Annotated in this window: 16 protein-coding genes; 8 read left to right on the forward strand and 8 right to left on the reverse strand. The window is 61.4% G+C overall.

The window, feature by feature from the left end; all coding sequences use genetic code 11:
* Positions 1–188: 188 nt before the first annotated feature.
* Entirely contained in the window at positions 189–2,591 is a 2,403-nt protein-coding gene (bamA, locus tag PLL20_11230) for an outer membrane protein assembly factor BamA (GenBank protein HPD30559.1), read from the forward strand.
* A gap of 334 nt (positions 2,592–2,925) precedes the next feature.
* Here the strand turns inward: bamA and PLL20_11235 are convergent, their stop codons facing one another.
* The gene (locus tag PLL20_11235; protein HPD30560.1) at positions 2,926–3,216 is read right to left on the reverse strand and encodes a hypothetical protein; all 291 of its coding nucleotides are present in this window, start codon (positions 3,214–3,216) and stop codon (positions 2,926–2,928) included.
* A gap of 476 nt (positions 3,217–3,692) precedes the next feature.
* Positions 3,693–5,411: a hypothetical protein gene (locus PLL20_11240; protein HPD30561.1), complete on the reverse strand. Its 1,719-nt coding sequence runs from the start codon at positions 5,409–5,411 to the stop codon at positions 3,693–3,695.
* A 375-nt stretch (positions 5,412–5,786) separates the two neighbouring features.
* Here PLL20_11240 and dusB point away from each other — a divergent pair, with 375 nt between their 5' ends.
* Positions 5,787–6,779, forward strand: a complete 993-nt coding sequence (gene dusB / locus PLL20_11245) for a tRNA dihydrouridine synthase DusB (protein HPD30562.1) — start codon at positions 5,787–5,789, stop codon at positions 6,777–6,779.
* A 58-nt stretch (positions 6,780–6,837) separates the two neighbouring features.
* Entirely contained in the window at positions 6,838–8,124 is a 1,287-nt protein-coding gene (locus PLL20_11250; protein ID HPD30563.1) for an MFS transporter, read from the forward strand.
* A gap of 70 nt (positions 8,125–8,194) precedes the next feature.
* Here PLL20_11250 and PLL20_11255 read toward each other — a convergent pair whose 3' ends face one another.
* The 5 genes from PLL20_11255 to PLL20_11275 all read right to left on the reverse strand — a co-directional run bounded on the left by PLL20_11255 (position 8,195) and on the right by PLL20_11275 (position 13,912).
* On the reverse strand, positions 8,195–9,703 hold the full coding sequence (locus PLL20_11255) for an arylsulfatase (GenBank protein ID HPD30564.1): 1,509 nt from the start codon (positions 9,701–9,703) through the stop codon (positions 8,195–8,197).
* Positions 9,704–10,184: 481 nt separating this feature from the next.
* Complete coding sequence (locus tag PLL20_11260) at positions 10,185–11,072, reverse strand: hypothetical protein (protein HPD30565.1); 888 nt, start codon at positions 11,070–11,072, stop codon at positions 10,185–10,187.
* Positions 11,069–11,674: a hypothetical protein gene (locus PLL20_11265; protein ID HPD30566.1), complete on the reverse strand. Its 606-nt coding sequence runs from the start codon at positions 11,672–11,674 to the stop codon at positions 11,069–11,071. The genes PLL20_11260 and PLL20_11265 overlap by 4 nt, the downstream gene beginning before the upstream one ends.
* Positions 11,675–11,773: 99 nt before the next feature.
* A complete protein-coding gene (locus PLL20_11270) occupies positions 11,774–12,352 on the reverse strand; it encodes a sigma-70 family RNA polymerase sigma factor (protein HPD30567.1) in 579 nt (192 codons plus the stop codon).
* A 186-nt stretch (positions 12,353–12,538) separates the two neighbouring features.
* Positions 12,539–13,912, reverse strand: a complete 1,374-nt coding sequence (locus tag PLL20_11275; GenBank protein HPD30568.1) for an aspartate aminotransferase family protein — start codon at positions 13,910–13,912, stop codon at positions 12,539–12,541.
* A 220-nt stretch (positions 13,913–14,132) separates the two neighbouring features.
* On the opposite strand from PLL20_11275, the gene PLL20_11280 reads away from it, so the two are divergent.
* The 4 genes from PLL20_11280 to rrtA all read left to right on the forward strand — a co-directional run bounded on the left by PLL20_11280 (position 14,133) and on the right by rrtA (position 20,226).
* Entirely contained in the window at positions 14,133–16,457 is a 2,325-nt protein-coding gene (locus PLL20_11280; GenBank protein ID HPD30569.1) for a glycosyltransferase family 4 protein, read from the forward strand.
* 141 nt (positions 16,458–16,598) lie between these two features.
* Positions 16,599–17,258, forward strand: a complete 660-nt coding sequence (locus PLL20_11285) for a transposase (GenBank protein ID HPD30570.1) — start codon at positions 16,599–16,601, stop codon at positions 17,256–17,258.
* Between the two features lie 173 nt (positions 17,259–17,431).
* Entirely contained in the window at positions 17,432–19,522 is a 2,091-nt protein-coding gene (locus PLL20_11290) for a VIT and VWA domain-containing protein (protein HPD30571.1), read from the forward strand.
* Entirely contained in the window at positions 19,519–20,226 is a 708-nt protein-coding gene (rrtA, locus tag PLL20_11295) for a rhombosortase (GenBank protein ID HPD30572.1), read from the forward strand. Before PLL20_11290 ends, rrtA begins: the two co-directional genes overlap by 4 nt.
* Here the strand turns inward: rrtA and lysA are convergent.
* Positions 20,190–21,476 carry a diaminopimelate decarboxylase gene (gene lysA, locus PLL20_11300; protein HPD30573.1) on the reverse strand — a complete coding sequence of 429 codons (1,287 nt, stop codon included), beginning with the start codon at positions 21,474–21,476 and terminating at the stop codon, positions 20,190–20,192. The two genes, rrtA and lysA, sit on opposite strands and share 37 nt — an antisense overlap.
* A 1,009-nt stretch (positions 21,477–22,485) precedes the next feature.
* Here lysA and PLL20_11305 point away from each other — a divergent pair.
* Positions 22,486–22,716, forward strand: a complete 231-nt coding sequence (locus PLL20_11305; GenBank protein HPD30574.1) for a winged helix-turn-helix domain-containing protein — start codon at positions 22,486–22,488, stop codon at positions 22,714–22,716.
* The last annotated feature ends 10 nt before the right edge of the window (positions 22,717–22,726 follow it).

Consider the following 22,726-nt stretch of genomic DNA (forward strand, 5'->3'; position numbering starts at 1 on the left):
ACTTGCGGGGTCTTGCCGGGGTAAGCGGGCTGTCGGGAAGGCGCCCGAGAGGGGGTTCGTCCGCAAGGCTTGACGCCGGCCCGGAGTGCTGTCGGTTCTTTTTTTGACAGCCACATTGCTCCGCGTATCATACGACTCCAAGGTGCGGTCACTGGCGTCTCAGAACGACTTCTGACGGACACACGACAATGACACGACAGCACGCGACTCGGTTGGGCAACGACCGGCGGCGGTGGTTATGTTTGCTTCTGGGAGGACTCGTTATCTTCCCGCTCACGTCGCCGCCACTGGTCGCCCAGGTGCCGGCCACTTTGCCTGCGGGGCCGGCTTCGCCGCTGGATGGCCGGCAGATCCGACAACTCAACATCACCGGCTTGAGGCGGATTGAAGAGGCCTATGTCCGCAATCGCATCCGCACGCGTGCGGGCGAGACTTACTCTCAGGATCAGGTGGAGCGGGACCGGGGGCAGTTGCTCAGGACCGGCCGGTTTCTCGACGTCAAAGCCGAGCCGGTGCTGGTCGACGGTCAAATCAACCTGACGTTCTCACTGGTGGAGAAGCCCGAGGTTGAGGCCCTCGAAATCGTCGGCAACCAGAAAATCAAGACCAAGGACTTGCTCAAAGAGCTGACCTTTGCCGCCGGCGATCCGCTCGACATGCACGAGGTGCGGCAGGGTCGTGACACCATCGAACGACTGTATCGCGAGAAGGGCTATCCCTATGTCTCGGTAACCTACGACGAGAACCTGCTGGCCGCCGAACGCCGCGTGGTCTACACGGTGATTGAGAACCAGCGGGTCAAGATCCGCAAGGTCCGTTTCGAGAATAACGTCACCTACGACGCCGGGGAACTGATGAGGCAGATTGAGACCAAGAGTTACATACCCATCTTCCGGACCGGGAACTTCGACGCGGATCAGGCATCGCGGGATGCCGCCACGCTGCAGAAATACTATCGGGATCGGGGGTTCCTCGATGCCGAGGTCGGCTACGTGACCGAGTTCCAAGATGTGGCCCGTGAGAAACTTGATGTCATCTTCCGCGTCAACGAGGGTGTTCGGTACGCCGTCGCCGAGATCCGGATTCAGGGCAACCAAGTGTTCACCGCCGAGGAGCTGCTCAATGAGATGGATCTCAAGACGGGCGACCCCTTGATCGACGCCCGCCTCAAGAGCGATGTGAAACGGCTTGAAACCAAATATGGCTCGCAGGGATACATCGACGTGAAGGTCACGGCGAGCTGGGTTTTTGCCTCTGAGCCGGCCAAGGTTATCCTCACCCTGAGCATCCGGGAGGGCGAGCAGTTCACCGTCGGCTGGATCGAGGTTGACGGCAACGAGCGGACGCAGGAGAAGTGCATTCGACGAGAGGTGGGGCTGTACCCGGGCGACATCTATGACGTCACCAAGATGACCAAGGCGGAGCAGGATCTGAAGGCGACGGGGCTGTTCATCGGCGCGACGGTCGAGGCCGTCGAACCGTCCGCGCCGCAGCCCGGCGTTCGGGACATGCGGGTGACCGTCGAGGAGAACACGAAAACCACCAATTTCATCGCGGGCATCGGGGCCAGCAGCGACAGCGGCCTGGTCGGCAACATCGTGCTGGAAAACACCAACTTTGATCTTTTCGACACGCCTCGAACCTGGGATGAGCTGTTCAAGGGTCGGGCCTTCAAAGGCGCCGGCCAGACGATGCGCGTGCAATTCGAGCCCGGCACCGAATACACGCGGTTTCGCATCGATTTCCGCGAGCCCTATCTGAACGACAGACCGATCGGCTTCAATACCGGCGTTTTCCTGTTCGAGCGTCCGCGAGACGCGTACACCGAACAGCGAGCCGGCGTCTATGTCAGCTTTGACAAGAAGTTCGAGGAGGGCCTGCTCAAGGGTTGGCTCGGCGAGATCGCCCTGCGGCCCGAGTATGTCAACGTCGATGACGTCGAACTGTTCTCAGCCAGGGACATTCAGAAAGTCAAAGGCGGCAGTTATCTGTCCACCATCAAGTTCTCGCTGGTCCATGACACGACCGACAGCCGGCTTGATCCGGGCAAGGGCCACCGGGCAAACCTGTCCTGGGAACAGGCGGGCGTCATGGGCGGCGATTACACGCATTCCAAACTTACCGCCGGATACGCGCAGCACTGGACCGTGGCCATCGATGAGCAGGACCGAAAGAGCGTGGTCAGTGCCAGGGCCAACATCGGACAGATTCTCGGCGACGCGCCGGTGTTCGAGCGCTTCTATGCCGGCGGCATCGGGTCCATGCGCGGCTTTGATTTTCGTGGAATCAGCCCCCGCTCGGGGTTGAAAAAGGATCGCGTGGGCGGCGACTTCATGCTCCTGACGGGTGCCGAATACTCTTTCCCGATGTACGACAAGGTCATTCGCGGCGTCTTCTTCAGCGACATGGGTACCGTCGAGCGCGACTTCGGCATCAGCAGTTGGCGGGCATCAGTGGGCTGTGGAGTCCGGCTTACCCTGGAGATTTTCGGGACCGTCCCGATGGAGTTCGATCTCGCCTGGCCGGTTATCAAGGACAGCGAGGACGACACGCGCGTGTTCAACTTCTTTATCGGGTTACCCTTCTTCTGATGAGTCATTTGACGGCCGCCTCGCGGCAGAATCTCGCGGCGGACCGATCAACCGATACGGGCGCATGAAAACGGCGAACGCAGCGAGTGGAAGGCGTTCGCCGTTTTCGTCTTCAAGCGTAACACAATTACGGCGTCTCGAAGACTTCTTTGCTTTTCCCCGAACGATCGGGGTTTCTTGCCCCCTGCCTGTCCTCCTTCGCTCCCCTCTTGGCTGCAGGTCTTGGGCTTGAAGGGCCTGGCCGATGGCTCGCATCGGCCCTCAGGTTCCATTGCGGGCGGCATCTTGAACGCTGGTTCCGGGCCGAGCAACGGATATTCCGACAGAATCCGACTTACGAGTCGGAGCGCTCCTCCAGCATCTTGCGAAGCTGCACGTTTTCGCGCTTGGTCGCCTCCAGGTCGAACAGAAGGTACTTGATTGACAGCCGAAGAAAGTCGATGCTCTCCTGCAGGCTGCTCACCGTCTTCTTGAGCTGCTCGTGCCGGTGCTTGGTCTCTTCCGCCAGTTTCGCCAGTTTGCTCTTTTCCACCTCGGGCATCGTCTTGATCTCACTGACCAGCTTGCTGAGCGTCTTGTGAAAGGAACCCTCTTCCATCAGGTCACCCCGTCGGCTGCTTGCCACCGGCTGGTCACCGGTGCGTCCACGGTCCCACCCACCTCCGGACGGCTGGCGGGCGGTTTTGCCAGTTCTGTGGGCAAAGGGGGTGCCAGTAGTGCCGGATCATCACAGGCGGCCCAAGCTAGGACTAACTTATTGGTTTACAAGTAGTTACATAGATTGCGACGATTCAGGGCTTCAGCTCGCCTTCGACCGGAATGTGCAGGGGTGTTGATTTCAGGCAACGTGACTTCGAGACAGCATGCGCGACAGGAGGCGCAAACCCTGTGTCTCCAATTACTTATGAGGAGATCGCTGTGTTGGGATGGTGTAGAGAGCGGTACGCGAATACGAACAAGGAAGCGCGCTTGTTTGAACGCACTGGCTCCGTAAGTCCATCGGTGCCAAAAACAACGTCCTCGTTCCGACACCCGCGCCCGCACGCCTGGCACCGCAAAACTGGCCGTATCCGCTTTTGCCCGCTATCCCAGAAAAACGGCTTACGGCAAACTGCCGTTTTTCGTCTCGTGCAACGTCGCATCGGGCTGAATGTGTAGCAGTCGATCATAACCCAGCGAAGCAAGATGGGGACACTGATTGACATAGTCAAAAGTCACGCCGTTTCTCATCAGCTCCAGGCCGGTTCGCACGATGGTCTGCTGAACGGCCCTTCGCGGTGCCGTCGCAGCATTCTTGCTGTCGGTGCTCAGAGAGTAATTGCCAAGCAGTGGGCCGCCCATTGTGAAGATGTAGCCCGTAGGAAGCACGACCGCTGCCGTTGCGGCCGAGCGGAGTCTTGCCAGGTTCCGTGGTTGGCGGTCGTTTCGCTTGGCATCGGTGACCAGGCGGGCAAGTTCCAATTGGCGTTCGAACGGGACATGGTGGTCATGATCGTTCGTCCAGAACCAGATGTAGCGGGCTCCGAGCTTGTAGGCGTTCACCACGGCCAGCTTGGCGATCTCGGGGTCGGCCTGGCCATAGATGCTCATGCCCCACTCCCCTTTGAATGCTCTGGCTGCTCCTCGCAGGAAGGCCACATGCCACGCCAGCATTTCCTCGGCGTTGACATTCATGTCTTCACCAAGTAGCTCGGTAATCTGGGCGTTGAATGCGGGGCGTTGAAACCGGCCCTCAATGACAACGCCTCTGGCGCCGGCATCCATTTCGCAGAACGCGGCGGGGCAGTGGGTTTCCCATGCCGGCAGGAGCTCATTTCGCACCTCCAGAGTACCCCAGTTGACGTCCGGCACGGCTTTACCCATAAGACAGGCCGATCCAGGTCTCATGATGTGCGAGGATTGCTCCTTGAGGGCGACTTCAGTGAAAGAGGCCAGAAGGTCGTACATGAGGTCGTAACGCGGGATATCGGCGAAGAAGCGGCGTTGCTCGCGAGTCGCCACGTGGTGCGCGGGTTCATCAATGAAGAAATGTGATCCGAGGTAGGCGCTTCGGAAAAACATCTGGGGGTAAGGGTCAGGAGCACCCAACTGAAACACCGGTTGCTTCCACACCCAGTCTTCCAGTTCAGGGCTGTGCACGATCATCATGTTGAAGCCGGCTTCGATAACCGCCTTCACATCGGCCTCATCCCAGCGTCGGTAGGTGTAGTCGCCGTCCGGCTTCTTGCCGTAGTTGATGTCTCGCTTGGAAAGGCAGGTGGCAACAAGCAGTCCATCGTCCAGCGGCAGCATGGTGACTTCCTGGGGGGAGGGTTGGTCCCACTCGGCTGATTCCTGCGTCTCCAACAAACCGATGACATGCCCCATGCACCGCCCGCTCACCAGCCAGCCTGAGCTGCGTTCGGTGGCACGCTTCGGGTGCGGGAGGAAATGATCCTGCCAGCCAAATCCCGGAAGCAGGACCTCCCCAGTGCTTTCTCGGCGGTATTCGAGTATCGGCCTGTGACCCTCGCGATAGATGTATCGCCACACTCGGCCGGGACTTGTGGCGGGCAACGCGGCAAGCATCGGAACCTGCTCGGAAAGGCACCAGATCTGAAAATCCTCGTCCTCTTTCTGGAAACGAATGGACCACCACTGGCCCTGGGTTCCGTCGGGCGTCGTTTCAGTGGGACCGACGGTGATACGGCATTCGATCACTGGAGGCAACCTTCGCGCTACTGAGCTGAGCATCCGATACCGTGCGCCGGCCCCTGCGGATACCGCGTGAGAGAGACTCCATGTGACCACAAGTGCCATCCAGAGTTGCAGGTGTCTCATAGGCGGCAGCTCCTCAACAAATGGGTGAATCCAGAGCGATTGTCTTACCTCGCGGCAGTCCTTTTCAGGCGACCATCCGGAGACGAGCGGTATGCGGGCTCGTTTTCGGGTCAGCCAGCTTTCACATCGTTTACGTGTGCGTCTCGCGGCCTTGTCCGCTGGCAAACTTCTTTTGAGTCGAGGGGCAGAGGGCCTCACGGTCTGCCGTCTGACCGCTTTCAAAGCCCTCTGCATTATCAGGCGTGTCGGGACGGTTGTGCAAGCATGCTCGCGGAAGGTTGGTCGATCGCAAGATGGGAGTTGTCGGGAGGCTGCACCTCGGCGAAGATGCGGCCCGATGAAACGCGTTCGGTTTGACTGTGAAAGGCCGAGAAAGTGTTCTCGCTCGGGAGTCTCAGACTGATCTCCAACCTGTTGTTGTCGCCGATCGCCGGATACTGCGATCTGGCGTTCCGGCTGGTGGTCCGGCCGTTGGGCGGGCTCGGGTTGGCGTGCACCGATCTGGTCAACCCGCGGGGGGTATTGCGGCAAACCGGGGCATCGATGGCCTTGATCCGCACGGAGCCGGATGACAAGCCGCTCTGCGTGCAGTTCTACGGGGCCAACCCGGCCGAGATGATCGACGCAGCCAAATACTGCCGGGACCATGGAGCCGACGTCATCGACATCAACATGGGTTGTCCGGTGGCCAAGATCTGCACCCGTGGTGGCGGGGCAGCGATGTTGTCCGACCCAGCCAGCGCGGTCCGGCTGGCGGCGGCGGTCGTCCGGGCGGTGGATTTGCCGGTGACCGCCAAGCTGCGACTGGGTTTGGATGATTCGTCGATGGTGGCACCGCAACTGGCGGCCGACTTGGAACGGGCGGGGGTGGCGGCGGTGACCGTCCACGGGCGGACGGCGGCGGACAAGTTCGGCGGGAAGGTCCGGCTGGACGGCATCGCCCGGGTGGTCGAGGCGGTGCGATCCATCCCGGTCATCGGCAACGGAGACGTCCGCAGCCCCGCCGACGCCAAGCGGATGATTGACGCTACCGGCTGTGCGGGGGTGATGATCGGCCGAGGGGCGTTGAGCGATCCGTGGATCTTCCGTGATTCACATGCCTATCTGACAACCGGCATCTTGCCGCCGCCGCCGACGGTGCGCGATCGGCTTGATCTTGTCGTCCGGCATTTCGAGCAGCTCAAGCGCATCAAGAGCGAGCGAGTAGCCTGCGCGATCATGCGACAGCGTTTCAGTTGGTATGCCGCCAAGCTCCAGCCGTCGCCCGAGTGGCGACACCGGATGCGATCCGTGCGGTCCGGCGAGGAGTTCCACCACCTCATGCACGAGTACCCGTTGAGCGAGGGTACCGATCCGGTGATTCCATGAGGGCTCCGCTTCAATTAGACTATGGCCTTCGTTGTCGCGTGTTGAATGGGGGCATTGTTTGATTCTCGATCGTCTGGTCGCATTTCCCGAAAGCCGCAACATCCTTCGGCTCCAGCTCTGGGCGACGCCGTTCATTGCCCTGCAGGCGGCGGTGTTTCAGATGCTACCCGTTCTGCTGCGGTCTTATTTCCAGGCCAGCGAATGGGAAACGGTCATCTCGACGTCCGCCATTTCGATCACCCTGGTGCTGTCGGTCGTCTGGAACGAGCTGTACCGCCGGATTGGGTCAGGGCGGTATCTGGCCCTGCTATGGATTTCAGCCATCGCGCCTCTGGCGGGGATCGCGTTATGTCACAAGGCATGGACGTCACTCGTATTCATCGTGATCGCCGCAACCGGCTTCGGCGGCATGCAGCCGCTCACCGGCGACATCCTGCGAAGCTGTTATCCGCCGGCGTCGCGGAACCGGATCTTCAGCGTTGTTCAGATGGTGACGCAGTTCACGGTCATGGTGGGCACTTACCTTATCGGTCTGTGGCTCAACTGGCGGCCGGATTCGTTCAGATGGTACCTGCCGGTCGGGACGGTGCTGGTCGGCATGGGGATGTGGTTGCTCTATTGCATCACTCGCCGGCAATTGTTCATCGAGCGCCAGCAGGCCAAGCCGTCGGAGCGGCTGCGCACCAGCCTCCGGCGAGTGTACCACAATATGCTGAGAGTCTTTCGAGAGGACAGCATTTTCCGGCGGCATGAGACGGCCTTCTCGATTTACGGGCTGGGCTGGATGATCTGCTGGGCCCTGCTGCCGTTTTTGTGCGTTGACAAGTTGAAGCTGACGTACGAGGAGGTTGCCCGGTCCACCCAGACGGTCCTGCAGTTGACACTGTTGCTGACGATGCTGCCGACGGCCTATCTGATGGATCAGCTCGGGCCGCTCAAGACGGCGGCCTACTCCTTTGCGGCGTTAGCGCTCTATCCGATCGGCCTCATGTGGGCGTACGACGTCAACAGCCTGATGATCGTGACCATCCTGTACGGCGTGATGCTCAGCGGCGTGAACCTGGCATGGACGCTCGGGCCGATATTCCTGGCCCGGGACGCCTCGCAAGCTCCGACCTACCTGGCGATTCACGCGACGATGGTTGGTATCCGCGGGCTGATAGGCCAGTTCCCGGCCGTGGCTCTCTACCGTTGGACGGGCGATCTTCGCATGCCGCTCGCGCTGGCGGTCGTGCTTTTCGCTTTGGGTTCGGTGATCATGTTCCGTGTCGAGCGTGACCGGCGCAAAGGCATGGCTGTCGCGCCGGTGCCGGAGCCGATTCCGGTCGCGCCGCCAAGCGCGTAACCCCGATCTCGAAGCAGCAAAAGGCCCCGCACAGCGAGCGCGGCCCCTGTCTCGCGATCCGGTTCGCCGGTCAGGGTCGCGATCGGCCCGAGTCCTGGAGCCTTTGCAGCGACATGCCAAGTTCTTGCGTCTCTTGCTGCTTGTCGGGAGCCAGATTCCGTGTTTCGCCGGGGTCGTCGGCCAGGTTGTAGAGCTGCGCCGCGGGATCATTGCCCAGTTCGACATTCGTGTAACGACTGACCTTGGGCCCTTTGCTTGGCGCGATGTATTTCATCGTGCCTTTTCGCAGCGACAGCGCGCCGGCCTGCTGCACCAGATGATCGCGGCCGATTTTGGATTCTCCCAACAACGCGGGCAGGACGTTCATGCCGTCGGGTGCGTCATCCCGACCGAGCGACTGGCCGGTGAGTGCCGCAAACGACGCAATGAGATCCACCTGGCAGATCAGGGCCTCGCTCGTGCCGGGTTTCACGCGGTCGGGCCAGCGGACCAAGAAGGGCACGCGTGTGCCACCCTCGAAGTTGCTGTATTTTCCGCCTCGCCAGGGACCGGCGGGCTTGTGGTCTCCGAGCTTCTCGACGGCCTGGTCCCGGTAGCCGTCGTCCACCACCGGGCCGTTGTCGCTGCTCAAGATTACCAGGGTGTTTTCGGTCAGTTTCAGGCGATCGAGGGCATCCAAAACACGGCCGACACAGGCGTCGAACTGTACGATGACGTCGCCGCGCGGGCCCATCTCGCTCTTACCGACGAATCGTGGATGAGGGACGCGGGGCACGTGCACGTCGTGCGTCGCGAAGTACAGAAAGAATGGTCTGTCGCGGTTTCGCTCGATGAACGCGACGGCTTTGTCGGTGATCACGTCAGCCATGTCCTCGTCCACCCAACGGGCTGCCTTGCCGCCGCTCATGTAGCCGATCCGGCTGATGCCGTTGACGATGGTCTGGTCATGCCCGTGGCTGGGATGCAGTTTGAGCAACTCAGGATGCTCTTTGCCGGTGGGCTCGTCGCCGATCGGCTCGTCATAGCTGACTTTGATGGGATCGGCAGGGTCAAGCCCGACAACGCGGTGGTTCTCGACGTAGACGCAGGGCACGCGGTCGCCCGTTGCGGGAATCAGGAAGCAGTAGTCGAACCCGATCTCGAGCGGGCCGGGCTTGATCTCGCCGTTCCAGTCGAGCTTGTCGTCTCCCAACCCCAAGTGCCATTTGCCGACCGCGCCGGTCGTGTAGCCGGCTTTCTTGAGAATCGAGGCAAGCGTGGTTCGGCCGGGCTCGATGATCAGCCGGGCATTGCCGGGCAGGACTCCCGTGCCTTTTCGTCGCCAGGCATATTCACCGGTCAGCAGAGAGTAGCGAGAGGGCGTACACGTGGCGGCCGATGAGTGGGCATCGGTGAATCGCAAGCCCTGTTGAGCGAGGCGGTCGATGTTCGGCGTTTTGATCCGCGTCGCGCCGTAACACCCGACGTCGCCGTAGCCCAGGTCATCAGCATAGAGAAGCACGATGCTGGGAGAAGATACACCGTACAAGGGAGAAGTCAGAAGGCTCAAACAGAGACTGCAGAAAACGGCATGACTCATGGCGACACCTGTTCTTTAATCTGACACGGCCTTGTTTGCGGCCCGGCGGCATCCGTTGGGGGGGCACTACTGAACCTGCTCGGCAATCCGCCTCGGCCAGGTCATGATCCCGGCATCCGGTGGATCGGCTTTGGCTTCCTGTTCCCCGTTGTCGGAAACATGTGCCTCGTTGGCGCTGCGGTCCTGTTACCACTCCGCCTTTCCGCCCCGGCCCAGACTGCTTCGGCAAGACCGACCATCGCCGACAAGCCGACGCGGTCGTCGTTTTTGGAGCCCGGACCTGTACGGATGGCACACTCTCCGATGCGTTCGCCGACCGCGTGCGAACCGCGTGCCGTTACTACCTCAACGGTCTGACCCACACCGTGATCATGTCCGGCAGGCCGGGCAACCGACCCAACCACGAGACCGAGGCCATGCGTAATATGGCGGTCAGCGCCGGTGTGCCCGACAAGGCCATCGTGCTCGACGCAGACGGCTCCTATTCGATCGGTGCCACCGTGCCCGACGGCCCTGTCGAAGGCGGACCGGGGCCACGTTTGCCGCCCCTGAAGCCGGGGCCCAGTTCACCTGAAGGCCACAAACGACCCCCGCCGGGCGATGCGGTTCCGGTCGTCAAGAGTCTGCTTAACTCCTGATCGACAATCTGATCCTGGTCTCTTTCGCGGTTGGCCATTTCCTTCTTAGCGTGTTCGAGCCGCTTTTCCAATTCTGTGATCTCGGCTTTGAGCCTTTGAAGGCGAAGCTCGCAGCGCTTGACCACCAGTTCCCGCATCGTGGCCTTCAGTTGTTCGCGCTGCGCGTCGTTTTGGGCGGCCTGGTATTGACTTTGCAGCTCCGTCAGGTCGATCTCGATGCGGTGAGCATCGATTAATCGTCTGGCTGCCTTGGGATCATGTTGCTGGATCCGGACGATTTCAGAGACCGGACCGCGTACGCGTCTGATCATTTTTCTGAACAACGTGGGGTCCGTCTCGCGTATGCTTACAAGTCGCCGGTGCAGTTTGGGAAACTCCCTTTCCGCGAAGTTCATCAACTCAGCTACCTGCTCGGGCGACATCTGTTCGTCATCTTCATCGTCCCAGGAGCGTCCCCCCATACCTTGCCTGTAGCGGGAGCGGTCGGGCGGGCCGACCGTTCCATCGCGACCTCGCCAATCGCGTCTCGGCCACGCGTCTCGAGGCCATGCGGGAGAACGAACACCCTGCTCGATTTCCAGCCCGTCACTTGTCTCGGCGGGGCGGCCGATCGCTGAAGCACCTCGGTCGCGCGGTTTCGGGCTTTGGGACTCATTGCTGTCCGCCGGTCCGAACAAGCCGAGGAGACCGCCGAGGACCGCCGTCAGTAATCCTGCCGTTGCCCATTTCATCCCCAGGCTCCCTGAGAAACGGTCGAGAGATGAGAGACGCCGTGGTTGTCGAGAGGCTCCGGCGTTGTTCCGTCGATCTCACGCAGAACGTCTCCAAGTCCGCCGGTCTCGCCGCTGCCCGCTGATTGCCAACCGTCGATGTCCTCTTCGATCGCGCTGAGGTCATCGGCAATTGATTCGGTCAAGTCGTCGAGCGAGAACACTTTCTCGGCCGTTGCCAGGAAAAGTTCCACGTGTTTCTCGGCCTCAGCCACCTCGGGTGACACAGATGGAGAGCCAACCAGTCCGGTCCGTCGGATCACACCCACGCTAATCGCGATCATTGCCGCGGCGGCCAAGACTGCCGCCGTTTTGCCCCATGCCGACAATCGAGCGGAGGCGGGCTTGGCTAGTTCGGCGATAACAGCCTGATGTACCCGTCGAACGGCCTCGGCCGACGGCAACGGCGCCGCTTGGCCGGCAAGCCATTCCTCGTTGAGCTCGTGGCGGACCACGGCTTTCACGCGAAGCACGGTGGCATCCGACGGCTCCACCAGGAGGCTTGGCAACAAGGCCATTTCCTGCTCAACTTCTCGTTCCAGTTCGTTCAGTTCGTCACTCATCACTGTTCCTGCCGAACAATAAATCCTTGGTCGATTTCTCTCATCCGTCTTGCGGCTTTGCGGTGCTTTTCCCGGCCTGAGATTGCACCTCTTGTTGCTTCACGCGGCGTCTTCGTTCATCAACCGCCGCAGTTTCGCCAAGCCCCGATGCGCTCTGGCCAATGCCGTCCCCAACGGAGTCCCCATTGCCTCGGCCACTTCCCTGAACGACATTTGCGAAAAGTGACGCAGCAGGATCACTTCTCGCTCGGCTTCGGGTAGCTGCTTCAGGGCCCACTGCAACCGGTCAACCTGCTCGGTGGTCTCCAAGACATCATCCGGCCGGTCAACCTCGTTGTCGGCAACCTCCTCAAGAATCCCCGGCTCATCCTGCCGGGCACCCGAAGCCCCGGCATCCGCGGATCGGCGTTGCCGCCGCACCCGGTCGCGCACGAGATTGGTTGCGATCCGAAAGAGCCACGCGTCGAATCGGTTGTCATGCTCGTATCGGCTGATCATTCGCACGACGCGGACGAAAGCCTCCTGCAGCAGATCTTCTGCATCCTCTCGCCGGCCGGTGAGCCGATAAAAGTAGCCGTACAGACGTGGGCTGTAGATCTCAACCAGCGTCTCGAACGCCGCCGAATCCCGCTGACGGGCTCTGCGGATCAGGTCATCCAGTACCACAGCATCCATCATCTTCCCAACATACGGGCATAACGCCCCCGCGGCCAGGAAATTGCCGTTTCCTTTTCGTCGGCAACTGCCGGAAAGCCCTGGGACACGGACCGCAAGACGCCGCAGGACAACGACTTACAGTTGCGGGCGGAGCGGCATTGAAATGCCCAGGGGACCCGAGACAGCGGCCACTGCCGCTTGGGGCCGTTATCGGGCACGGGCCTGGACCTCGGCGAGCGCCTGGTCGAGGCAATCGGCCGCGAAATCGGCGTCGTCCTTCGTGAAGCACAGAGGCGGGGTAAGCCGAATGGTGTTGCCGAAGATGCCCGAGGTTCCCACAAGCAGCCCATGTTCCTTGGCCAGTTCGGCCACGTCATGGGCTTCGTCCTTGGCCGGCTCGCGGCTTTCACGATCGCGGACGAATTCCATGCCGAGCATCAACCCCATGCCCCGAATCTCACCGATGAGCGGATGTCGCTGCTGCATCTCGAGCAATCTGCTCTTGAGATACGCGCCGACCTGTCGGGCATTCTCGCGCAGGTTCTCTGTTTCGATCGCTTCGATGGTTGCCAGACCGGCGGCCGCTGCGACCGGATTGCCGCCGAAGGTGTTGAAGTGGAGGCGCCCTGCCAGCCCCTTGGCCACATCCATCCGAGTAACCACGGCGCCCAGGGCCGCGCCGTTGCCAATGCCCTTGGCCATGGTGACCATGTCGGGCACCACTCCCCAATTCTCGAAGGCCCAGAACGTCTCACCGGTGCGTCCGAGCCCCGCTTGAACCTCGTCCGCGATGCATAAGCCACCGGCCTTGCGGACAGCTTCGTAGATGATTCTGAGATAATCCGGCGGGGGCACGATTACGCCGCCGACGCCCTGGATGGCCTCGCAGATGAAGCACGCGATCTCGCCCGGCGTCTCATAGAGGATCGTCTGGGCCACGTCGCGAGCGCACTTCAAATCACACGCCGGATAGTGCAATCCCATCGGGCAGCGGTAGCAGTAGCCCGGCATGCCAAAATGGACGCCGAACGAGTGCGGTATGGGAAACTTCCAGGTGCTCTGGGCGGTCAGGGCCATGGTGGCGTGAGTACCGCCGTGATATCCGTTTCGCAGGGCAATGGCATCAAAACGACCGGTGTACAGGCGACACATAAGCAGGGCCAGGTCGTTACTCTCGCTTCCCGAGTTGGTGAAATAGCTGACCTGCAGGCCGCTACCCGCCGGGAACGTTGCCGCAAGCTTCTCGGCGAACCGCGCGATCGTCGGGTGGAGATAAATCACCGTCGTATGCTGGATGAGGTTCACCTGTTCCTGGACGGCCTTGGCTACGTGAGGGTGGCAGTGCCCGATGGACACGGCCGCAATACCCCCAAATGCGTCGAGATACCGCTTGCCCGTGTCGTCCCACACGTACTGCATCCGACCCTCGACAATCATGATTGGATTGCTGTAATACAGTAGTAGTGCCGGTGAGAGATACCGGTGTCGCAACTCCGACACTTGTTGTCGGGAGAGACCCGTGTAGGCCCTGGGAATGAAGGAGGCGTCGGGCAAATCAGGATACCTTTGGGAAGTCACCATATGGCATGCTCGCTTTGAGAGAGACTGATGCAGTTCAGAATACTGACGATGCTTCAGGGTCTTGCGTGTGTCAAGACTGCGGGGCGATTGCCCCGATATTGAAGTGGGGACGCAACGCAGTGGCGAAACGCCGTCACCTTCCGGGGGTTGGAGGGGGTGGCTGACCATTCGGTGTAGTTTGGTTCGTGCGCCGCGGGTATCAGGAGGTTCTGAGCACATCATGGCTACGATTCCTGCATTGGATCTGAAGAAACTTGCGATCATGGGAACGTACGTTCCGCGCCGATGCGGGATTGCCACGTTCACGAGTGATCTGGCCGAGGCCATCGCCGCGGAGTTGGGCAACAAGGGCGAGGTTTTTGCTCTGGCACTCGACGACATTCCGCAAGGCTATCGTTACCCGGAGCGGGTCCGATTTCAGCTTCGCGCCAACTATCAGCCCGACTACCGTTTGGCGGCCGACTACGTGATGGGCAATCAAGCCAACGTGTTCATCCTTCAGCACGAATACGGCATTTTCGGCGGGCCGGCGGGCTCGCACGTGCTGCGGCTGCTCCGCGAGCTGCGCATACCGGTCATCGCCACCTTGCACACGATTCTGCAGGAGCCGACAGCCGACCAGCGTCGCGTGCTGGAGGAGCTGGCCCAGTTGTGCGATCGGCTGGTGGTGATGAGCCATCGCGCCAGACAGATGCTTCTGGACGTCTACCACGTGCCCGCCGAGAGGGTGGCGCTGATACCGCACGGCATACCGGATGTGCCGTTCGTGGACCCGAATTACTACAAGGACCAGTTCAAGGCCGAGGGGCGGCGGGTGATATTGACGTTCGGGTTGCTGTCTCCGAACAAGGGCATCGAGTACATGATTGAGGCGATGCCCGAGATCGTGAAAGCCTTTCCCGATGTGCTCTACATCGTATTGGGTGCGACGCATCCGCACCTGGTTCGCCAGTTCGGCGAGGCCTACCGCAGCAGTCTGCAACGTCGCGTGGCGGATCTGGGCCTGCAGGAGCACGTTCGGTTTCGCAACCAGTTCGTTGAACTGGAGGAACTGTGCGAGTACATCGGCGCGGCGGACGTTTACGTGACGCCTTACCTGCACGAGGCGCAGATCACCTCCGGCACGCTGGCGTACGCGGTCGGCGCGGGCAAAGCAGTCGTATCCACGCCCTACTGGCATGCCCAGGAACTGCTGGCCGACGGGCGAGGCGTGCTGGTGCCGTTCAAGGATTCCAAGGCTCTGGCGGACGCGGTCATCCACTTGTTCCAGAATGACACCGAGCGGCACCAGATACGCAAGCGGGCCTACACCTATTGCCGGGAGATGGTTTGGAAGCAGGTGGCTCGCGAGTATCTGCTGCTGGGGCAATCGCTGCTCCACGAACGGGCACGACAGCCCCGCCTGCTGGCCCACAAGCGGCGCCGCGTGGCTCGGGCCGAGGAGCTGCCCGAAGTCGATGTTCGCCACCTGCGGACGATGACCGACCCTACGGGTGTCTTGCAGCACTGTCTGTACTCGACGCCGGATCGGCGACAGGGCTATTCACTCGACGACAACGGGCGCGGGTTGGTGGTCTGCGCGCTTCATCGGCAGCTCTACGACTCGGACGAAGTCGACGACCTGGCCGGGATCTACCTGGCGTATCTGTCTCACGCCTATAACGAGAAGACCAACCGCTTCCGTAATTTCATGTCCTATTCGCGACAGTGGCTCGACGCGGTGGGCAGCGAAGACAGTCAGGGCAAAGCCCTGTGGGGCCTGGGAATGACGGCCGCTCACGCGCCCAACGAGAATTCGCGGATGATGGCGGTGCAGTTGTTCCAGGATGTGATCGGTTCGGCCGAGCAATTCGAGTACCCGCGGGCGTGGGCGTATTCGCTCCTGGGCATTCACGCCTACCTGGAGTACTTCAGCGGCGACGCACGGGTGCGGCGCGTCCGCCAGGTATTGGCGGAGAAGCTGTTCGATCTATTCCGACGAAACGTCTCGCCGGACTGGCAGTGGTGCGAGCCGACCATGACCTACTCGAACGCCACTCTGGTTCACGCCCTGATTCTGGCGGGTACGTGGATTCCCGATGGCGAGATGCGTGATCAGGGGCTTCGGAGCCTTCAGTGGTTGTGCGACGTGCAGGGCTCCGATCGCGGGCACTTTTCCTTTGTCGGCAACCAGGGATGGTTCTCACGGGGCGGCGAGAAGGCAACCTTCGATCAGCAACCGATCGAGGCCTCGCAGATGGTGCTGGCCTGTGCCGAGGCATATCGTGCGACTCGCGAGGAGAAATGGTTAGCCAAGGCCCGCCTGGCGGTCGAATGGTTCCTGGGCCGCAACGACTTGGATGCACCTTTGTACGACTTCCGTACGGGCGGCTGTTGCGACGGGCTCACGCCCGAAGGGCCCAATCACAACCAAGGGGCCGAATCGACACTGGCGTGGCTCATTGCCCTGCTGAGCTTCCTGATTCAAGTCGGCCGCCAGACGCTGGACCTCAAGCAGGATGAGGAGCCGGCGGGCTGGGCCGAGGAGCAGGCCTCGACCCGATAGACCAACGCCTGGAAAACATAAGTCCTTATAATAAATACGATTGCGAACAATCTGCGATCCTGCATTTTTTGGTAGATCTGATTTGCATCCGGTGGCCCGGTGGTGTATACTATACATACGTACAGTGTTCATGAGGTCCGTATGGACGGCAAGCCTTTGACAGTCCAGCAGCAGAACGTGCTCGATTACATCAGCGGCTTTAGCGAGCGACATGGCTATCCACCCACGCTGAGGGAGATCGGCGCGGCGCTGGGTCTGGCCAATGTCAATGCCGTGCGAGGGCATGTGGAGGCGCTGGAGAAGAAAGGCCACATCACGCGCACGCGGGACAAGGCCCGGTCGATTCAACTCGTTCACCGGCCTTCGGCGATGAGCCACGTCAAGCGCAAGCTCCACGAGGTTTTCAAGACCGACGAAGACGTGGTGCATCGGGTGGTTTACGGACTGGCATGGGTTACGTGGCACAGGTTGCCTCTGTTGGCCGGACCGCGGGCGGAATGGATGCGGCACGCCTTTGAACGCGAGGCCATCGAGCACGGATGGTCAATCATCGAATGTCAGATTGAGCCGGATCATGTCGTCCTGGTGGTCGAGACATGGCCGAATCACTCGCCGGAGAAGACCGTGCATCGTTTTCAGTCCGCAGGCAAGGCGGTCAGACGAAAGCATCCGAATGACTTCCCCAGTGAATCGCTGTGGGCGAAGGGATATGCGGCGACGACGTCGTTGGACCAACTGGAGTCCATGGTGGCGAGTCTGCTGTCAAAGCAGGGCCCGCCGCAACGGATGGAGGGTTCCTGAGTTTTCCGGGATGCGCGCGGCCCGGTCAGTGGGTTTTCCTTGATGACGTGGGCAACTGTCGCCGAGCGATGAACCGGCGGCAGGGGTCGAAGTGCGGCTCGGCGCGCGGCAGCGTGTGGGCCGAGGTGGAAGGTGCGCGCATGCACAGAGTCCAAGAGCAAAAGGAGAATGAGATGAACGGTTCGAAACACAGACGCATGGGCGGGTCGATCGCGGCCGGCTGCATGATCCTGATGATCCAGACTGCCGCCAGCGGTGCGGGGCTGCTGATTGCCGATGGCGGGCTCGGCGGCGTACTGGAAATCCGCGAGCACAACGTGCAGGTGACGATCAACAACGGTATCGCGGTGACCGAGGTGACCCAGGTATTTCGCAATACGGAGAATCGCCAGGTTGAGGCGCTCTACACTTTCCCGGTGCCGAAAGACGCCTCGGTGTCCAATTTCTCCATGTGGATCAACGGCAAGGAAATGGTCGGCGAAGTGGTGGAGAAGCAGAGGGCCCGGGAGATCTATGACAGCTACAAACGCGTGCGTCGCGACCCGGGCCTGCTGGAGCAGAAGGACTTCAAGACCTTTGAGATGCGGATCTTCCCGATCGGTCCGAAGGCTGACCAGAAGGTGCAGATCTGCTACTACCAGGAACTGGATTATGACCACGATTGGGCAACCTACGTATACCCGCTGGCCACGCAGACGCGCAAGGACATCAATTCGAAGACGACGGGCAGATTCTCGTTCGCCCTGCAGGCCAGGTCTCAGGTGCCCATTGTCGAGGTGGAAAGCCCCAGCCACGGAGACCAGATGGCCGTTGCCCGGCACGGCGAGACGCAGATTCAGGCGAGCCTGGAGACGAAGTCGGGCGACCTGAATCGTGACGTGGTGGTGGCGTGTCACGTGTCGCGCCCGCATACCGGCATCGACATGATCGCCTCTCGGCGACCCGGTGAGGACGGATACTTCTGCCTGACGTTGACTGCCGGGGAGGAACTGGCCAAGGAGACCTCGGGGATGGACTACGTGTTCATCATCGACAGCTCGGGAAGCATGGCTGACGACGGCAAGCTAGCGCTCTCCCGCAACTCGGTGGAAGCGTTCATTCGGTCGCTGGGCAAGGACGATCGATTCGAGATCATCACCTTCAACGTGTCGCCGCATTCCCTCTTCAAGTCCCTGACGACCACCGGCGAAGAGAGTACGGCGAAAGCATCGTCCTTTCTCGCTTCACAGGAGGCGAGGGGCGGCACGATGATGAAGCCTGCTCTGGAAGTTGCCTACAAGTACGCCGATCCCGCCCGTACGCTGAACGTGGTCATTTTCAGTGACGGAATGACCGAGCAGGCCGAGTCCCGCACGCTGCTGGAGATGATCAAATCGCGGCCGGGCAACGCCCGTGTGTTCTGCGTGGGGGTCGGCAACGAGGTCAACCGGCCGCTGCTGGAGCAGATGGCCGATGATTCGGGTGGGCTCGCCTCATTCCTGTCGCCTGGTGACAACTTCGAGCGACAGGCTCAATCGTTCCGGCGGAAGCTGACGCGCCCGGCGGCGACCAACATCCGCGTGAGCATCGAGGGTGTGGAAACCTTTGACGTTGAGCCGCCCTTGGTGCCCAACCTGTTTCACGGCGCGCCCGCAAGGATGTACGGGCGCTATCGCGGGCAGGGGCCGGGCAAGGCCGTGGTGCGTGCCGCCGTGGAGGGTCAGGAAATCGTCAGCAGCGTTGATCTGAAGTTCCCGGACGCCGAAGACGCGAATCCTGAAATCGAGCGTATGTGGGCGTGGCACAAGGTGCAGCGGTTGCTGAAGGAGGGAGACCGCGCAGGTTCGCACGCCGCGGTCGCAAATGAGATCGTGCGATTGGGCGAGGCTTACTCCATCGTGACTCCGTACACGTCGTTCCTGGTGTTGGAGAACGACGCCGAGTATCAGCGGTGGAAGATCGATCGCCGCAACGTGCTTCGCTCGCAACGAGATCGCGATTCGCAACAGAAGCTGATCGCCGACTTCGAAGCGATACGAAACAAGGCGATGACAGACCTCGGGCCGCGCGACGGCGGCGTGGAGCCGTTGACCATGACTCCGCCGACCGCTCCACTCGGCGGACAGCAGATGGTCTCGACCGGCGCTCCGCCTCCGCCCCCGTCGGGGCCGGGCGACATCAGCCTGCGGCCGCGAGGCGGCGGCCCGGTCGGTCCGCTGGGAGTAGCCGGCATCGCATTTCTAGCGGTCATGGAATGGCGTCGTCGTCGCCGGGGTGCGGCATGAAAGCGGCCGACCCTGCAACGGTCAATGTCCATGTGACGCGAGTACCCGGCGGCACGGTGCTGCCGGGTACCATCTCCTGGGAGCGATTCTTCTGGATCGGCGTGGCTGCGTTCTCCTTGTTGGTGCACCTGTCGCCTGCGGTCCAGTCCATGCTGGAATTCGATCGCGGTCATATCGCTGCCGGGCAGACCTGGCGGCTTCTGACCGGCAACTTCGTTCACTATAGCTGGGCACACCTGGCAGCCAATCTTATGGCGTTCGCCGCATTATGCTGGATTGCGGAAGGACGATCACGGGGACTGTCTTGGGTGGTGGCGCTGTCTTCGCCGGCGGTGGGACTTGCGGTGTTCGGGCTGGCGGACGACGTCGCCACTTATCGAGGCGTCTCGGGGGTGGATTGCGCCTTGCTGGCGTGGATCCTGACGACGATGGCGATCCAGGACGGGCGGCGCAAGGCGATGGCATGGATCGGGGTGCTGGCGCTGGTTGCGGCCAAATCAGTGATCGAAGCGTTGACCGGGCAGGTGCTCCTGCCGACCTCGGCACCAGCGGGGGTGGCGCTCGTGGGTGCGACACACGTGGTCGGACTGGCCATTGGCGCAGCGGCGGGGCTCGCGGGGAAGCGGCTGGAGAAGCGACCACGGCCTGGGGGCGCAGCGGGCAGTGGTCAGACCTGTTCTTCGGCGGCGATGAGATCATCGTAGGTCTCGCGCCGGCGGATGGTGCGGAACGTGGAACCTTCCACCAGCACCTCGGCGGCGTTGGGCCGCGAGTTGTAGTGGCTGGCCATGGTGAAACCGTAGGCCCCGGCCGTAAAGACGGCCAGCAGGTCGCCTCGTTTAATCGGCGGCAGGTCGCGGTCCCTGGCCAGGAAGTCGCCGGTCTCGCAGATCGGTCCGACCACGTCGACCTTAACGGTCTCGGGGATGTTCACGTTCCGGCGACGCTCGGCCAGTGCGTACTGCGGACCCGGAGCGACCGGCCACAGGAAATGATAGGCGTCATACAGGGCGGGCCGGATCAGGTCGCTCATGCCGGCGTCAACGATGACGAACTGGCGGTCGCCGCTGCGTTTGATGAACAACGTGCGGGTGACCAGGATGCCGGCGTTTGCGGCGATGGATCGGCCGGGCTCCAGGATGATCTTGAGCCCCTGTTCGCGAAGCAGCGGCACAATCATCTGGGCGTAGGCCTTGCCGGACAGGGCCTCGCCGGCGCTGTAGTCGGCGCCGTATCCGCCACCGATGTCAAGCGTGTTGATCTCGAAGCCGTCTCGCCGCAGCGAGAGGATCAGGTCCAATGCCTTTTCGATGGCCTCGACGTACGGCTGGACGGCGTTGACCGGCGAGCCGATGTGCAGATGGATGCCGCAGAGCCTGACCGACTTGTTGCGGCCGTATTCCTCGAACGCCCTCTTGGCGCGCTCGATATCTACGCCGAACTTGGTCTCCTTTTTGCCGGTGGTGGTGTGGCGGTGCGTCTTGGGATCGACATCGGGGTTGACCCGCAGGGCAGCGCGCACCGTCGTCTGCCGCTGCGAAGCGATGTGGATCAGGTTGGCCAGCTCGGCCTCGGACTCGATGTTGAACCAGCCGATCCTTGCGTCGATGGCCTCGTTGATCTCCTTGTCCGTCTTGCCCGTACCGGCATAAACGATCTTGGACGGATCCGCACCGGCCTTGAGGGCCCGGTACAGCTCGCCGCCGCTGACCACGTCCATGCCCGCGCCCTGCTCGACGAGCAGGCGGACGATGTGGATGTTCTGGCAGCATTTGATTGAGTAGCAGATGATCGGATCCAACTCGGCGAAAGCGGACGCCATGCGGGAGTAATGCTCCCTGAAGGTTGTCGCGGAGTAGATGTAGGTCGGGGTCCCGATGCCGGAATCTACAATCTGACGGACCGGCAGGTCCTCGCAGTACAACTCGCCATTCCTGTAGGTAAACAGATCCATTGATGTCGTCTCTCACTGGTACCCCAAGAACACAGACCCGCCATTACACCGCATCGGGGCAGGTGAATCAATGCCGGGAGCACGGTAGCCCGGAATCGGGCTTGCGTCACCCTCCAGGCGGCTCTTTCAAAACCCCCAGCGTCAGCGCGGGGCCATCTTAGAAATCCGGGAAAGCCCGTTGAAACGGGCTCAATGTGGGGAAACAAGGAGAGAGGAACGAGTGACCGCGAACCAGCCGTAAAACGGCCGGCCTATCTGCCCTTCGGGAAAGACCGCTGAAGCGACCTATTCTCGGCTCAATTGGGCCTCCGAGAGAAGAAAGCGGCATGCTGTCGACGTTGCCCACATTCACAGGATCAGGCCGCGGGTGATCACTTTCCCTTTTTTGTAAACCTATTCAGCGTCTGTCGCTACCCCGGACAATCACAAGGAGGACCGCCAATTCTGACCCGGAGGCCGCCCCCGGGTCCGTGGCAGATCAGGCGGGAGACGCAACCGCCTATGAGGGAAACCGGAACGCAAGCGCGGGGAGAGACCGTTTGGGCAGCCAAGGATTCTTCGGTGCCGGGGCCTGGGGCAATTGGTGCTGGTGCCGAACCCGGAAACGTGAGAGCCAACGGCGCGTATGGCCTGCAGATCACACAGATGGACGCGGATGGGGGGTGGAGGTTGTTGGCCACGAGAAAGGCGATAGGGCATGAGGAGGAAACGGATGTTCGGGACCGAACCGCGGACGACGCGGACTATGCCGAAGGGGGCGAGGGACAGCAAGGGAAAGCTAAGAGCCAAGAGCTGAGAGCCAACGGCTTGTCTTGCCACTTGTATCTGTTAAACTGTGGGGATAGGTTATAACCTGTGATCGTGCCGACGGCGGGCCTCAGGTTACGGGGAGAGCGGTGAACGCAATCGACGAGATGACAGACGGCGGGTGATAGACTGAAGGAGAAAACAAACCTGACCTTTTCTTGTGTTGCCGTTCCTCAGGCCAGTAATCGCAAAGAGGTGCATCATGGCAAGAATGACATTTCTTGGTCTTGCAGAGAAGATTCTCCGCGAGGAGAACAAGCCCCTTTCGCCTAGCGAGATATGGAATATCGCGATGTCCAAGGGCTATGACGAACAGCTTGATTCCAAAGGAAAGACGCCGGCGGCTACGCTGTACTCGGCCATCTTCACCAACGCGCGGACGGATCCCGAGTGCCAGCGTCGTTCTGAAAGTGCAGAGATTTCGCCGGTTTGAATATGTAGTC

This window comes from Phycisphaerae bacterium (assembly GCA_035384605.1).
GTDB lineage: Bacteria > Planctomycetota > Phycisphaerae > UBA1845 > PWPN01 > JAUCQB01.

Bases quoted from the DNA above. Each gene is read 5' to 3' on its own strand.
- lysA (HPD30573.1), bottom strand. From the start codon at position 21,476: ATGGATCTGTTTACCTACAGGAATGGCGAGTTGTACTGCGAGGACCTG.
- PLL20_11265 (HPD30566.1), bottom strand. From the start codon at position 11,674: ATGAGTGACGAACTGAACGAACTGGAACGAGAAGTTGAGCAGGAAATG.
- PLL20_11270 (HPD30567.1), bottom strand. From the start codon at position 12,352: ATGATGGATGCTGTGGTACTGGATGACCTGATCCGCAGAGCCCGTCAG.
- bamA (HPD30559.1), top strand. From the start codon at position 189: ATGACACGACAGCACGCGACTCGGTTGGGCAACGACCGGCGGCGGTGG.
- PLL20_11255 (HPD30564.1), bottom strand. From the start codon at position 9,703: ATGAGTCATGCCGTTTTCTGCAGTCTCTGTTTGAGCCTTCTGACTTCT.
- PLL20_11260 (HPD30565.1), bottom strand. From the start codon at position 11,072: ATGAAATGGGCAACGGCAGGATTACTGACGGCGGTCCTCGGCGGTCTC.
- PLL20_11305 (HPD30574.1), top strand. From the start codon at position 22,486: ATGGCAAGAATGACATTTCTTGGTCTTGCAGAGAAGATTCTCCGCGAG.
- PLL20_11285 (HPD30570.1), top strand. From the start codon at position 16,599: ATGGACGGCAAGCCTTTGACAGTCCAGCAGCAGAACGTGCTCGATTAC.
- PLL20_11240 (HPD30561.1), bottom strand. From the start codon at position 5,411: ATGAGACACCTGCAACTCTGGATGGCACTTGTGGTCACATGGAGTCTC.
- rrtA (HPD30572.1), top strand. From the start codon at position 19,519: ATGAAAGCGGCCGACCCTGCAACGGTCAATGTCCATGTGACGCGAGTA.
- PLL20_11290 (HPD30571.1), top strand. From the start codon at position 17,432: ATGAACGGTTCGAAACACAGACGCATGGGCGGGTCGATCGCGGCCGGC.
- PLL20_11275 (HPD30568.1), bottom strand. From the start codon at position 13,912: ATGGTGACTTCCCAAAGGTATCCTGATTTGCCCGACGCCTCCTTCATT.
- PLL20_11280 (HPD30569.1), top strand. From the start codon at position 14,133: ATGGCTACGATTCCTGCATTGGATCTGAAGAAACTTGCGATCATGGGA.